The sequence below is a fragment of the Desulforamulus reducens MI-1 genome, assembly GCF_000016165.1.
GTDB lineage: Bacteria > Bacillota > Desulfotomaculia > Desulfotomaculales > Desulfotomaculaceae > Desulfotomaculum > Desulfotomaculum reducens.
On the sequence record NC_009253.1, the window covers coordinates 3567916 to 3581164 of the forward strand.

A 13249-nucleotide genomic window follows, 5' to 3' on the forward strand; every position below is an offset into this window, starting at 1 on the left:
CGCCAAAAGCTGAGCAAGCTTCAACCCGCATTATAAAAGGGTTGAGGCTTATATTTGAATTGATAAGCTGGCTACAGGAGGATGATAAATAATGGCTTATCTATACTTAATACTGGCAATCTTATGTGAACTTATTGGGACATCCCTACTTAAAGCTTCTGCAGGTTTTTCAAAGCTATTCCCTACTTTGGGGTTGCTTGTAAGTTTTTCCTTAGCTTTTTTCTTTTTGTCTTTATCACTTAAAACAATCCCATTAAATTTAGCCTATGCCATCTGGTCTGGTTTAGGAACAATAGCAACTGTCATCATCTCAATTTTAATCTGGCAGGAACGGGTAAATATTGCCAGTATTACAGGAATTTCCTTAATTATTGTTGGGGTTATAATATTAAATCTTTATGGACCCGGACATAGTGAGTCTGCTAATACGGATTATCAAGTTAATGAAAATAGCAATAACTTTTCAAACTAACGGATAAACAATAGTTAAAGAATGATTACTGGTATGATTCCAACAAACAAAAAAGAGATAATTCTATCCTTTGAATTATCTCTTTCCCACTATAATAATCAACTGCCAATACTATATAAACTGTTGTCGCTCAATCTAAATTCTTTCTCTTTCCTCAAAATGAGTATGGAGAAGTTCATGTGCCAGTTTGCCAAAGGGCTCTCCCAGGTAATTCTTATAAAGCTCCAGTATCTCTTTATTTTCGTGAGATTTTCTTACTTTTTTCCTTCTATCCTCTTCATAAATAGCTTCTCTGCGTTTTTTGATAATCTCATGGTTACCATGGTGGTAAGGTTGTCCCCCTCCAGCAATACAGCCACCGGGGCAAGCCATGATTTCAATGGCATGATAATCGGCTCTTCCATCCCTAATATCCTCTAGAATATGCCGCGCATTACCCAGACCGCTGGCAATTCCTATTTTAAGCTCCTGATCACCAATTTTTACAGTAGCCCTACGAACACCTTCCATTCCCCTTAACTCCTCAAACTCAACCCTATCAAGGGGTTTACCTGTCATCCATTCAGAAGCGGTACGGAGGGCGGCTTCAATGACTCCCCCGGCAGTACCAAATATAACTGATGCACCAGTTGATTCTCCCAGTGGACTGTCAAATTCGCTATCCGGCAGTTTGACAAATTCAATTCCGGCTTCCTTGATCATAGCTCCCAATTCACGGGTTGTAATAACAATATCCACATTGTTATGTGCGTCCTTCGTAAGTTCCGGCCGTTTTGCCTCTGCTTTTTTGGCTATACAGGGCATCACCGATACTACCACAATATTGTCAGGATCCAACCCATTTTTCTCTGCATAATAAGTTTTGGCAATGGTGCCAAACATAATGTGTGGTGACTTACAGGTAGAAGGAACATGAATCAACTCTGGAAATTGGTGCTCAATAAACTTGACCCAGGCGGGACAGCAGTTTGTCAGTATTGGTAATGTTTTATTGTTTTTGAGGCGATAAATAAGCTCCGATGCCTCCTCCATTATAGTAAGGTCTGCTCCAAAATCCGTATCAAATACTTCATCAAATCCCATACGTTTGAGAGCAGTTACCATTTTACCAGTAACAACGGTCCCGGCTTCCATGCCGAAAAGTTCTCCCAGTGCAACACGTACTGCAGGGGCAGTTTGGACTATCACATGCTTATCAGGATCATTGATGGCTTCCCAAACCTTATCGGTGTGATAGACCTCGGTAAGGGCTGCTGTGGGACAAACCATTACGCATTGTCCGCAGTAGGTACAAGAAGACTCCACCATGGGGATATTGGCAAAGGGACCAACAAAAGCATTAAAGCCACGTCCGATGCCTGAAAGAATTCCACAGGTCTGCACCTCATTGCATGCAGTCTCACAGCGCCTGCAATAGATACACTTGTTGGCATCCTTAACAATAGCATCGCTGGACATATCCTTAGGATAGTCCATCCTTTCACCTTCCCAACGAATCTTTCTTACATTCAGTTCATCTGCAAGGGCCTGCAGCTCACATTCCAGGTTTTTGGGACATGTGAAACATTCATTAGGGTGGTTGGATAAAAGCAGTTCCACTGCCATTCTTCTAGCTTGGATAGCCCGGATGGTGTCGGTCCGTACCATCATTCCCTCTTGTACTTTGGTAACACAGGAGGGTACTAGTTTATTTCGATTATTCCTTGCATCTACCAGTTCCACCATACACACTCTGCAGGAAGCAGTTTTATTGTATAATTGAAAGTCATGCAGGTCTAGATGGCACAAAGTAGGGATTTTGACACCCGCTTCATGGGCTGCCTCTAGAATGGTTATTCCTTCGGGTACAGTCAACTCCTGGTCATTGATACTGACATGTATCTTTCTTTTATTTTCATGATTATCCTGGTTATCCGGCATTTTTACACCTCCCCTTATGATTTCAAGCCAATTTTATTTTTAGGAATATACCTTCCCTCTCCCTGGGGATGATCTACATCCTCGACAAACGCCAAATATTCATGCCAGAAGTGTTTCATAGTACTGATAACTGGATTGGGAGCTGTTTGACAGAGTCCACACAGGGAACTGTCCTTTACCATGTAGGCCAGTTGCTTCAAGGCATCTATGTCTGCCATAGTAGCCTTGCCGGATGTTATTTTATGGAGCATTTCAAAAAGCCTTTTGGTACCTATGCGTCCCGGTACACACCTGCCACAGGCCTCATCCATGGTAAACTCAAGATAAAACTTCGCTATGTTGACCATATTGTCATCTTCGTCCATGACAATCATGCCGCCAGAACCCATCATGGAGCCTATCTCCAAAAGGCTGTCATAATCAATGGGTGTATCTAGTCCCTTTTCTGTAATTACCCCGCCAGAGGGGCCTCCGGTCTGTACAGCTTTAAACTTTTTCCCATGAGGAATACCTCCCCCAATGTCAAAAATAATTTCACGGAAGGTAATTCCCATTGGTACTTCTACCAAGCCCACATTATTGATTTTACCTGCAAGGGCAAAGACCTTTGTACCCTTACTTTTTTCCGTTCCTATTGAGGCAAACCACTCTGCTCCCCTAGTCATAATCACCGGAATATTAGCGAAGGTCTCCACATTGTTTACACAAGTTGGATGTCCCCAATAGCCCTCTTCAGCCGGATATGGCGGCTTGTAATTAGGCTCGCCACGCTTTCCTTCGCAGGAGTTAATAAGTGCGGTTTCTTCTCCGCAGACAAAGGCACCTGCCCCATATTTAAGCCTAACATCAAAATTAAAGCTTGTTCCAAAAATCCCTTTCCCCAAAACCCCCAGTTCCCTTGCCTGTCGCAGAGCTGTCGTCAGCCGGGAGATGGCCAGAGGGTATTCCGCACGAATATAGACAATCCCCTTATCTGCGCCGATTGCATATGCACCGATAGCCATTGCCTCTATTACACTATGGGGATCACCTTCTAAGATGCTTCGATCCATGAAGGCACCGGGATCTCCTTCATCCGCATTGCAGATGATAAACTTCTCTTCATCTTCCTGCTTGCTGGTAATTTCCCATTTAAGCCCAGTGGGGAACCCGCCGCCGCCTCGGCCGCGCAGGCCTGATTTTTTTACAATCTCGATGACTTCAGCCCTGGACATTTGTGTGAGAGCCTTTCCTAATGCTTCATAGCCGCCTACCGCTATATATTCATAAATATCCTCCGGATTGATCAACCCGCAATTTCGCAGCGCAACTCGAAGCTGTTTTTTGTAAAAGGTCATCTCTTCCTGCGTATTTACTTTTTCCTTTTTTTGGGGATCCTCATACAGGAGTCTCTCTACCCATCTGCCATTGACAATATGCTCCTCTACAATGGCCTTGGCATCCTTCAATCCTACACGGACATAAAATACATTATCTGGCTCAATTTTTATGATAGGCCCTTGTTCACAAAATCCAAAGCAGCCTGTCCGGATCACCTTAACTTGCTCGGCCATTCCGCGGGATTTTAAAAGGGCTTCCAGGATTTTAATGATTTTATCACTTTCGTTTGCATGGCACCCTGTACCACCACAGACTAAAATATTTTTTCCGGTTGTTGTAGTATCCCGGTGAAGTCTTAGTGCGATTTTGCCGGCAGATTTCTGCTTTATTTTATTTAACTCCTCCAGGGATCTTATCTGCATACCTCTGCTCCTTTCCGGCGATAAATATTTATAATATCATCGACATCCTCTACCTTAACCCTTCCATAAACCTTGTCATCCACCATGACCACAGGCGCCAGGCCGCAAGCGCCGATACAGCGGACATCCTTGATGGTAAACAGCCCATCCTCCGTAGTTTCATTGGACTCAATTCCAAGCCTTTCTTTAAACTTTTCAACGATTTTATCTGCTCCCCGCACAAAGCAGGCCGTTCCCATGCAAACACTGATGGTATGTTTTCCACTGGGTTTTGTAGTGAAGTAGGAATAAAAACTTACTACTCCATAAACTTCTGCACCGGGAATACCCAGCTTGCGGGCAATAAAAAGCTGCACATCTCTCGGGAGATATCCGAAAATATGCTGCGCTTTGTGAAGGATTTCAATTAGAGCACCTTTGGTAGTCTCCAGGCTGTTTATAAAAGATTCAAGTTCATCATATTTCTCCTTCGGGAATTCTTGCTCTACAGGTTCCATAACATCAATTTCCTGAGGTTTTGTCATAACAATCACCAACTTTTCCAAAATTATAAATGCATCTCCTATAGATAATTCCAAGGAAGGGGAACTTTAATACAGCTTTTAAAGCCAAACATTTTTATACATTTAAAAATGTTTGTATAAAAAAACTCCTCACCGGTTTAAATTTTCTGCCGGTAAGTTATCTTACATATTTTTTCATTGCCACCACATTCTGCACCAAAGCTAATTTAATGTTGAAAATTATAAATCTACCGCAAAAATGGCACCCCCGGCAACGGATGCCGGGGGTGCTTAAAGTTACAGCTTTTTCTTTGGTGCTTTGTTTACAGGAGGTATTCCTTTTTGATCTGCACCAATGAAAGGCGGCCTAAAAAAGAATGGCGGTCTGAAGAAGGGTGGCCTAATAAAGAACGGAGGCCTGAAAAAGGGGGGTCTAAAAAAAGGTCCAAATCCAAATGCCATAAAAATCACTCCCTTTTTTTACCATAATATTCATAAACAATGATAATGTGCAGAAAAAAGATGTTTTTATAGTTTTTTAGGACTTGGTACAATAAGACTTCACAATACCAATTGACAATTCCCCCAAGTTTAAACCTTTGCCCCCGACAACCATGAGCTTTGTTTTGTCGATGTCCTGGAAGCCAAGTACACATGATCAACTCAAAGGCCTGACCACGATCCATTTCTTCTTTCAGCGGGACTTTTTCAAATAACCGCCTCCAACACCTTGTACTTATCGGTAATCGGTCCAAAACACAGAGATACAGTTCTTTCTTGCTTTTGAAATTTGGTACAATTTATACAATAATAAAAGTGCCGATCGTAGAGACAATTCTCCTATGACCAGCACTTTATTTTATTACCTGAACTTGTCTTTAACCTCCGATAATCTTAGAATCATCCACAAATTAAAAATTGTTTATCTTCTTTACAATAATAAGCTGGAAAAATTTACCCTACATTATTAAACCTTATAAAACACTTAACAAAACCACTTTTCGCCGTTACTTATGGTACGGTTCATTATGTATAATCTTAAACCAACGATAAATCTGTTCCATTAACAACAACCTCACCAATTGGTGGGGAAAGGTGAGATTGGATAGAGCCAAAAGCAAGTTCGCCCGCTCAACCAGGGAAGGAGCCAGACCAATGGACCCTCCAATTATAAAGGTTAAATCACTTTTTCCAGAAAGGGCTAGGTCTTGTATTTTTCCGGCCATATCTTCGGATGACAACATTTTTCCCTTCAGATCCAACACCACCAAGAAGGTACCAGGTCGCAGCTTTTTTGCTAGCTTATCTGCTTCCTTCTGGCGTACCTGCTCTTCAATGGCCATTGGGGCATTTTCCGGACAGGGCTCATCGGGCACTTCGCTTATATCTACTTTGGCATAGGGAGTCAGTCGTTTTAAATATTCTTTGATTCCTTCCGCCAAATACTTTTCCTTAAGTTTTCCTACACATAAAATGCTAATTTTTATCATATTTATCTCCTGAATACTCAAAGATGAAATAAGGGCGTACCCAAGGCACGCCCTCTATTAGTTTAACCATAATTTAGTTGCCTATGCTCTTCGGATAAGGGCACCAAGGGAGGTTAGTTTTTGCTCAAGGTTGGTGTAGCCACGGTCAATATAGTGAACATTACTCAATTCAGTATCCCCATTGGCCATGAGTCCAGCGATAACAAGTGCAGCACCAGCCCGTAGGTCTGAGGCCTTAACCTTGGCTCCCTGTAGGGAGGGTACTCCTTCAATAACAGACATGCGCCCTTCGACCTTTATGTTAGCACCCATGCATTTTAATTCATCAGCAACCCTAAAACGATTTTCAAAGATATTTTCAACAATAATGCTGGTTCCGGACACAGTTGCTAGGAAGGACATCATTTGAGACTGCATATCTGTGGGAAAGCCCGGATAGGGCATGGTTTTAATATCAATGCTTTTTGTCTGAACATCCGTTGCATTAACCAGAATGGTGTCTTCACTAACTTCTACTTCTATATTCGCTTCCCGCAATTTTGCAGTTAAGGGTTCCAAATGCCGTGGTATAACATTTTCTAGCAAAACTTCACCCCGGGTAGCTGCCGCAGCCACCATAAAGGTTCCTGCTTCAATCCTGTCAGGGATAACAGTGTAACGACCACCCTTTAAGTGAGTCATCCCTTCAATTTTAATTAAATCAGTTCCTGCTCCACGAACCTTAGCACCCAGAGCGTTTAAGAAGTTAGCTAAATCTACAATTTCAGGCTCTTTAGCAGCATTTTCAATAATGGTCTGGCCATCGGCTAAGCAAGCAGCCATCATAATGTTTTCGGTGGCACCTACGCTGGGAAAGTCTAAATAAACCCTGGCCCCAGTAAGTCGTCCGGTTTTTCCCTGTATGGTACCCCGTTCCAAATTCATTTCCGCACCAAGGCCCATGAGACCTTTGAAATGCAAGTCCATGGGACGAACACCTATGTTACACCCACCGGGTAAAGATACCGAAGCTTTGCCATAACGGGTCAACATAGGACCCAATAAAAGGTTGGATGCCCTTAACTGCTTTACCAAATCATAGGGTGCTTCTTCAATAATCCGGTCTGGGCTTTTTAGAGATAAAGATTCTTCTCCTAGCCAGCGGACTTTTACCCCCATGGTTCCCATTATTTCTAACAAAATACGAACATCGCTAATATCCGGAATGTTATCTAAAACAACCTCATCCTGCGCCAATAATGCACCGCATAAAATAGCGAGGGAAGCGTTTTTTGCACCACTTACCTTTATTTTTCCATGGAGCGGTTGTCCTCCTGTTATTATGAGTTTGCTCAAGTGTTTTGACCTCCTAATTGTAATCGCTCCCCGATCAACTAAATTATATTCTCTGATCACATGGTAATTCCTGCTTTTTTATCTATATCTGGCTAAAAATACTACAATTTATCCAATTATTCTTGTTCTTTAGCCCAATTCTTATAGTTTCCTTCAAAGTCTACCATCTCATTATTTAAAACCATTACAAGTGCATCTTCCATTTTATTGCCAGAGGCCAAGCTTTCTAAAATCCTTTTTAGGGAATCTTCCCCGTATACCTCGGCTATATAGCGGACGGCCAGGTACGACTGGCGATAAGCCAGTGGTTGGTTGGGCAGGTTATCAAAGTAAGCATCCATCTCATCCAGCGTGTATAGTGGTTGCTTTAAGGAAGCCTGTTTGTCATCAAATTCGAAGCCTGTAAGTTTATACTCCTCGTATTGAGCTATGCCTTCGGTAAACCAGCGGGTATAGTTGCCAGCGGTCTTGTAATCCACCACTAGATGGGTAAATTCATGGGCCATAGGGCCAGATTGCATAAACTCTTCTCGGTACTTATCTAGGTCTTCCTCACTTAACCATACATTGGGTGACAGCACACGAATAACCCCGGCCCAATAGACGCCCATGGCGCTCTCGTTGGCTTCCCAACCAAAATTACGATTTAATTCCAGCCGTGAAGGATAAACTATAATGGGTATTTTTCCCTTTCCGGTGTAACCATATTTTTCTGCAATGGGAGTGTAAAATTTCTCCGCAGCTGCGAGGACTAATTTCGCATCCTCTTCATTCCCCGGGGTAAAGCGAACATTAAAATGTTCACCCTTCAGGGTGTCCATACTTCTTGTGGTCCACAAGGCTTTTTGCTTCAATCCTTCTCGAAAAAGGTTATAATTAGTGTTCTTAAAAACCTGTGGTAGTTTCATAAAAAAAGCCGCCAGAATCAGTAAGGCAGCAAAGGTTATCCCTAAATACTTGTTTCCAAACATGCTATTCATGGTTTTTATAATTTGAGGCATGATTGCACCCCCACTTTCTAAACTAACTGATTAATCAGTTCCTATTATATTATTATTTTTAGGCCAGTCCTAGTGGAAATAATAAGAAGCCGAGCATTACTGCCCGGCTTCAGCCTTCCAAGCTTCAATAAATTTACGAGCTTCGTCTGCCCTAGGACCTTCTTTTTGAGAAGCTAAAAATTTCTCCATGTGACTAATGGCCAGCTTATAATCTCTCTTTTCTCCTAATAGCTTCGCATACTGGTAGTTTACCTCCGCATTACTGGGCTCCACTTCCAAGGCGTTCTTTAATTCTTGTTCAGCGGCATCCAGTTTTCCTTGGGTGTAATATAACAAAGCTAAATTTTGGCGGGATGAGATATCTTTGGGATCTAACTTAACTAATTTTTCATAGCTTTCTCTGGCTAGATCCACCTTGCCAGCCTGTATATAATAAGAAGCAAGGGCCGCTAAAAGACCTTTATCCTCTGGGTTTTTCTTTGCCTGTAATTCTAAGTTTTGAATTCGTTCTTCAAGGGTCGTGGCTGTGTCTGTTTGACCGGTGATATCACCAATGCCTGTCCATGCTATGGATGAAGCGATCAAACCAATGGATAACACAGCGGCCAGTACACCAAAGATAATTTTTTGCATCCTCTTTTGCCTTTTACTCATTCCTTTAAAGAACAAATCAATCACCTCAATATATTCCCATTAATTGCTATGGACAATCATAACAAATTGTTTATAAAAAGTAAACCTCCCATGAAACAAACGGGAGGTTTGTAACGTCTTATAGGTAACCAACGGGATTTTTTGGAACTCCGTTGACAATGACCTCAAAGTGAAGGTGTGGTCCAGTGGACCTTCCTGTGGAACCGACGTTGCCTATGCTTTGGCCCCGCTCTACGTTTTGGCCAACACTTACATTAATAGTGGACAGGTGTGCATAACGTGTAACAATACCGTTGCCGTGGTTAATGTCTACACATTTACCATAGGCTCCATACCAGCCAGCCCGAATAACTCGACCGGAATTATAGGCTCCGACAGGAGAACCATAGGCCTTTGCTAAATCCACCCCTGTATGCATGCGCCCCCCCCTCTTACCAAAGGGAGAGATAATGGCACCGGAGGGTCTGTAGCCACGGGAGGCCACCATTGTTTGGGCACTACGTTCAATAATCTGCGGCTTAGCCTGTTTTATGATATTTACATTCAAGACTTCTCGTTCGGTTTCTAACCCATTAACAGCCACAATTTTATATGTAACTTCCTTTAAACCTCTTTCAGATTTCTGCACAACCCTGCTTTGTCCAAAGGGAAGTTTTGCATTCTTTCTTACCTGCTGGGGAAGAGCCGTTTCTTCCTTTACAGTTTTTTCAGCTGTGGCCACTACGTTTAGTAATGGATCTGCTGCACCAATCATTTTGATTTTTTGTCCAATTTGCATTCTTTCTGGAGTAAAGTTGGGATTGGCTGCTTGCAAATCCTCCGGGCTTACATTAAATTTATTGGCGATCTCCCAAAGGGTTTCCCCTTCCTTCACAGTGTGATAGCGGGGAACACCATTTTCTCCTTTGAGACGTTTAATGGCATCTTCCATCGATAAGATTTTGCTTGTTTCTACTGGTACATTGGCAACGGCTACTTTTTCCTGGAAGTCTACTTTAAACTCCGGGCCAACTTTATACTCCTTTTTGAGCTCAGCTAAAACTTTCTCCGCAGTTGCTTTATCCTTTACAGCAACTTTCAAGCCGTTATTTACCTTAATACCGGAGGCAATTGCCTCAAAGGTCAATTTTTCCGATAAACGTTGCTTGAGCACTTCTTCACTTGCAATATCACCATTTTTTTTGGTTTTCTGATATGTAATGTTTTGCAGAGGTTTTACATTGGAACCCTTCTTTTGATTCTCTTTAATTAACGAAGCAATAACTTGTTCTGCTTGGGCTTGGTCTTTAGCCATTGCCGCCACTTGCCCATCCACGACCACTGCACAGGCACTCTGGGCATTGGCAAATGAAAAACCACCCACCACAAGGGCCAAAACTAAAAACACAGCTACTCCCTGTCTAATTGCCTTCGGTTGTTTGCCAAACCATGACTTAAGGTGCGTTATTGTTTCCTTTACTTCCATGAGTCATCTCCTTTCGATAACCTTTGCTTTTGTTATCTATGGAACCCTATTATTTTTCTAAATATGTCGGAGAAAGCCAAAATATAGCGGAATTATTATACCACTTTTTTCAGTTTAAGTAAACAATTAGCTAAAAAGAGACCCCCCATCCCAAAGATAAGGGATGGGGGGTCAGATTAAGATTATGCTAAACCGGCTTGTTTAACCTTTAGGTAAATGGCGCACTCAAAACGCTTCTTCGCCAATTGGCAACCCAATTGATATGGTTTTAACATGTCATTATTAAAGGTATGGGCATTGGCATGGCAACCCCCGCTACAGTAAAACTTAGCCCAGCAGTTCACACATTCCTCTTTGTTATAGATATGGGCCTGACGGAACTCTTCAATAATCTCCTGTTTTTGTACCCCATCTTTAACATTGCCCACTAAAAATTCCGGCTTACCCACAAACTGGTGGCAAGGGTAGAGCTCGCCCTCCGGGGTAACTGCAAGGTATTCGTAGCCTGCTCCGCAACCAGATAAACGCTTAGGCAGACAGGGGCCTCCATTAAGGTCAATATTAAAGTGAAAAAAATTAAGCGGCTCGCCTGCCTCCATCCGAACTAGGAGTTCCCTAGTTAGTTTGTCGTATTCTTCCATAAGCATAGGCACATCTTCAGGCTTAAAGGCATAATCTGTGTCACTTCCTGCTACGACGGGCTCAACGGAGATATCTTTAAAGCCCTGTTCGGCCATATGCAAAACATCGCGGCTAAAGTCTAAATTATGGCGGGTAAAGGTTCCCCGGATAACATAGCCAGCCGGTGGTTCTTGTTGTACATATTCCTGAAAGGCAGATACTACCCTGGTATAAGAACCCCTGCCACCAGGAGCAGGTCTCATTTGATCGTGTACTTCCGGACGACCGTCCAGACTTAGCACGGCTGCCATTTGATTGTCAATCAGGAATTGTTGAACTTCTTTATTTAAAAGAACACCATTGGTGGTCAGGGTATATTTAATCTCTTTGCCAGCTTCCTTCGCCCGTTCCCTGCCATAGGGTACCAGTTCTTTAATAACCTTAAAGTTTAACAAAGGCTCACCGCCGAAGAAGTCTATCTCCACATGTTTACGATTCCCAGAATGTTGGATAAGAAAATCGATGGCAGCACGCCCTGTTTCCGCCGATAATAGACCGGAAGGACCCCCAAATTTGCCCTCTCCGGCAAAACAATATTTGCAACGTAAGTTGCAATCATGGGCTGCATGGAGGCATAAGGCCTTTACCACTCCGTCCCTTTTGGGCCGATATCCCTCCTGATGGGGATCGGTGGTAAATAAAAATCCTTCGTCCACTAATGATTTTATTTCCTCCAGAGCCTGCTCAATTTCATCCGGTGAATATTTATCTGCAAACCTTTGTTGAATTTCTTCTTTGGGGTGCTTTTGGTATTCCTCTAAAATATCCCACACCACTTCATCCACCACATGGACAGAGCCACTGTGGACATCCAGTACAATTCGAACACCGTCAAATTTAAATTTATGTATCATAAAACCCTCCATAGAAAACTTGGCTGTAGCCATACCCTAAGGGCACGAAAAGTTTTGCACTTTCTGGTATGCCAAAAAAAATTACCTTATCCCCAGGGGGAAAAGGATCCCAAGGAGATAAGGTTGTTTTTTGCGGTATCCACTCATGCTTAGGCCTGCTTAGCACAAACCTGATTACCTACTGTGCAAGATGTCTTGCAAGCAGATTGGCAGGAAGTGGCACATTCTCCGCAACCGCCGGTTTTTAGAGTTGCTTTTAAGGAGTTTTTATTTAAGGTCTTAATGTGTTTCATAATTCTCTCATCCCCTTTCCGCATTCAATTATAAGACACCTAGTTTGTCCAAGGCAAGAAAAACTTGGTTCTCTACATGAACATCTATAGGTGGGGGCATTTCTTAATACAACAAAAAGCCCCACCACTTCGGTGAGGTTCTTATAAAAAATTGGAGCGGGTGACGAGGATCGAACTCGCAACCCTCAGCTTGGGAAGCTGATGCTCTACCATTGAGCTACACCCGCATTGTTATTTATAATTATATCCATAATCCAAAAGTCTGTAAACATAAATAAAAACAAAATTTGGTGACCCCTACGGGATTCGAACCCGTGTTACCGCCGTGAAAGGGCGGTGTCTTAGACCACTTGACCAAGGGGCCACAAATTTTGTGGATTGGTGATCCATCCGCGACTCGAACGCGGGACACCCTGATTAAAAGTCAGGTGCTCTACCAACTGAGCTAATGGATCATTTATTTTCGTAATGAGTCAAAAAAACAAAAATTTGGTGACCCCTACGGGATTCGAACCCGTGTTACCGCCGTGAAAGGGCGGTGTCTTAGACCACTTGACCAAGGGGCCACAAATTTTTGTGATGGTGATCCATCCGCGACTCGAACGCGGGACACCCTGATTAAAAGTCAGGTGCTCTACCAACTGAGCTAATGGATCATTTATTTTTAGGTGGCAGGCCGCACACCTCACATACGATATATTACAGCATACGTCATCATGTGTCAACAAGTTTGTCCACAAAACTTTACCTTAAATTTTAACATGTGTGTACTATTGTTGGAAAAAGACTAATTGAAGAGACCTCCAGTCTCATGTAAGGTTAACAACAATACAATAATA

The 13249-nt window shown here is 42.6% G+C and carries 11 protein-coding genes, 5 tRNA genes and 1 pseudogene; 1 reads left to right on the forward strand and 16 read right to left on the reverse strand.

The annotated features are described in order from the left end of the window. Positions 1-91: 91 nt before the first annotated feature. A pseudogene (locus DRED_RS17465) lies at positions 92-412 on the forward strand (DMT family transporter); the annotation flags it as partial. A gap of 195 nt (positions 413-607) precedes the next feature. Here the strand turns inward: DRED_RS17465 and DRED_RS17470 are convergent. From DRED_RS17470 to DRED_RS17535, 16 genes are all read right to left on the reverse strand, one after another. Further along, entirely contained in the window at positions 608-2392 is a 1785-nt protein-coding gene (locus tag DRED_RS17470) for an NADH-dependent [FeFe] hydrogenase, group A6 (protein ID WP_011879575.1), read from the reverse strand. Positions 2393-2406: 14 nt separating this feature from the next. Continuing rightward, positions 2407-4134, reverse strand: a complete 1728-nt coding sequence (locus tag DRED_RS17475) for a NuoF family protein (protein WP_011879576.1) — start codon at positions 4132-4134, stop codon at positions 2407-2409. Further along, a complete protein-coding gene (gene nuoE, locus DRED_RS17480; protein ID WP_011879577.1) occupies positions 4125-4658 on the reverse strand; it encodes an NADH-quinone oxidoreductase subunit NuoE in 534 nt (177 codons plus the stop codon). The genes DRED_RS17475 and nuoE overlap by 10 nt, the downstream gene beginning before the upstream one ends. A 276-nt stretch (positions 4659-4934) precedes the next feature. Then, positions 4935-5099, reverse strand: a complete 165-nt coding sequence (locus DRED_RS18915; RefSeq protein WP_156779699.1) for a hypothetical protein — start codon at positions 5097-5099, stop codon at positions 4935-4937. 545 nt (positions 5100-5644) lie between these two features. Then, positions 5645-6127 carry a 23S rRNA (pseudouridine(1915)-N(3))-methyltransferase RlmH gene (gene rlmH / locus DRED_RS17485; protein WP_011879578.1) on the reverse strand — a complete coding sequence of 161 codons (483 nt, stop codon included), beginning with the start codon at positions 6125-6127 and terminating at the stop codon, positions 5645-5647. 81 nt (positions 6128-6208) lie between these two features. Beyond that, positions 6209-7462: a UDP-N-acetylglucosamine 1-carboxyvinyltransferase gene (locus DRED_RS17490; protein ID WP_011879579.1), complete on the reverse strand. Its 1254-nt coding sequence runs from the start codon at positions 7460-7462 to the stop codon at positions 6209-6211. Positions 7463-7578: 116 nt separating this feature from the next. Next, positions 7579-8463: a peptidase MA family metallohydrolase gene (locus DRED_RS17495; protein WP_011879580.1), complete on the reverse strand. Its 885-nt coding sequence runs from the start codon at positions 8461-8463 to the stop codon at positions 7579-7581. A 96-nt stretch (positions 8464-8559) separates the two neighbouring features. Beyond that, a complete protein-coding gene (locus DRED_RS17500; protein WP_238442550.1) occupies positions 8560-9096 on the reverse strand; it encodes a tetratricopeptide repeat protein in 537 nt (178 codons plus the stop codon). 139 nt (positions 9097-9235) lie between these two features. After that, the gene (locus tag DRED_RS17505) at positions 9236-10582 is read right to left on the reverse strand and encodes a peptidoglycan DD-metalloendopeptidase family protein (protein ID WP_011879582.1); all 1347 of its coding nucleotides are present in this window, start codon (positions 10580-10582) and stop codon (positions 9236-9238) included. 182 nt (positions 10583-10764) lie between these two features. Then, positions 10765-12117, reverse strand: coding sequence for a thioether cross-link-forming SCIFF peptide maturase (scfB, locus tag DRED_RS17510; protein ID WP_011879583.1), 1353 nt, complete (start codon positions 12115-12117; stop codon positions 10765-10767). 149 nt (positions 12118-12266) lie between these two features. Then, complete coding sequence (gene scfA / locus DRED_RS18440) at positions 12267-12410, reverse strand: six-cysteine ranthipeptide SCIFF (RefSeq protein ID WP_083755196.1); 144 nt, start codon at positions 12408-12410, stop codon at positions 12267-12269. Positions 12411-12562: 152 nt separating this feature from the next. Then, positions 12563-12637: transfer RNA gene (locus DRED_RS17515), tRNA-Gly, on the reverse strand. Positions 12638-12698: 61 nt separating this feature from the next. Beyond that, a tRNA-Glu gene (locus tag DRED_RS17520) sits at positions 12699-12774 on the reverse strand. A gap of 15 nt (positions 12775-12789) precedes the next feature. Continuing rightward, positions 12790-12865: transfer RNA gene (locus DRED_RS17525), tRNA-Lys, on the reverse strand. A 35-nt stretch (positions 12866-12900) separates the two neighbouring features. Further along, positions 12901-12976 (reverse strand) — tRNA-Glu (locus tag DRED_RS17530). A gap of 14 nt (positions 12977-12990) precedes the next feature. Beyond that, a tRNA-Lys gene (locus DRED_RS17535) sits at positions 12991-13066 on the reverse strand. Between the last annotated feature and the right edge of the window lie 183 nt (positions 13067-13249).

Bases quoted from the DNA above. Each gene is read 5' to 3' on its own strand.
- rlmH (WP_011879578.1), bottom strand. From the start codon at position 6,127: ATGATAAAAATTAGCATTTTATGTGTAGGAAAACTTAAGGAAAAGTAT.
- DRED_RS17475 (WP_011879576.1), bottom strand. From the start codon at position 4,134: ATGCAGATAAGATCCCTGGAGGAGTTAAATAAAATAAAGCAGAAATCT.
- DRED_RS17470 (WP_011879575.1), bottom strand. From the start codon at position 2,392: ATGCCGGATAACCAGGATAATCATGAAAATAAAAGAAAGATACATGTC.
- nuoE (WP_011879577.1), bottom strand. From the start codon at position 4,658: ATGACAAAACCTCAGGAAATTGATGTTATGGAACCTGTAGAGCAAGAA.
- DRED_RS17500 (WP_238442550.1), bottom strand. From the start codon at position 9,096: ATGCAAAAAATTATCTTTGGTGTACTGGCCGCTGTGTTATCCATTGGT.
- scfA (WP_083755196.1), bottom strand. From the start codon at position 12,410: ATGAAACACATTAAGACCTTAAATAAAAACTCCTTAAAAGCAACTCTA.
- scfB (WP_011879583.1), bottom strand. From the start codon at position 12,117: ATGATACATAAATTTAAATTTGACGGTGTTCGAATTGTACTGGATGTC.
- DRED_RS17505 (WP_011879582.1), bottom strand. From the start codon at position 10,582: ATGGAAGTAAAGGAAACAATAACGCACCTTAAGTCATGGTTTGGCAAA.
- DRED_RS17495 (WP_011879580.1), bottom strand. From the start codon at position 8,463: ATGCCTCAAATTATAAAAACCATGAATAGCATGTTTGGAAACAAGTAT.
- DRED_RS18915 (WP_156779699.1), bottom strand. From the start codon at position 5,099: ATGGCATTTGGATTTGGACCTTTTTTTAGACCCCCCTTTTTCAGGCCT.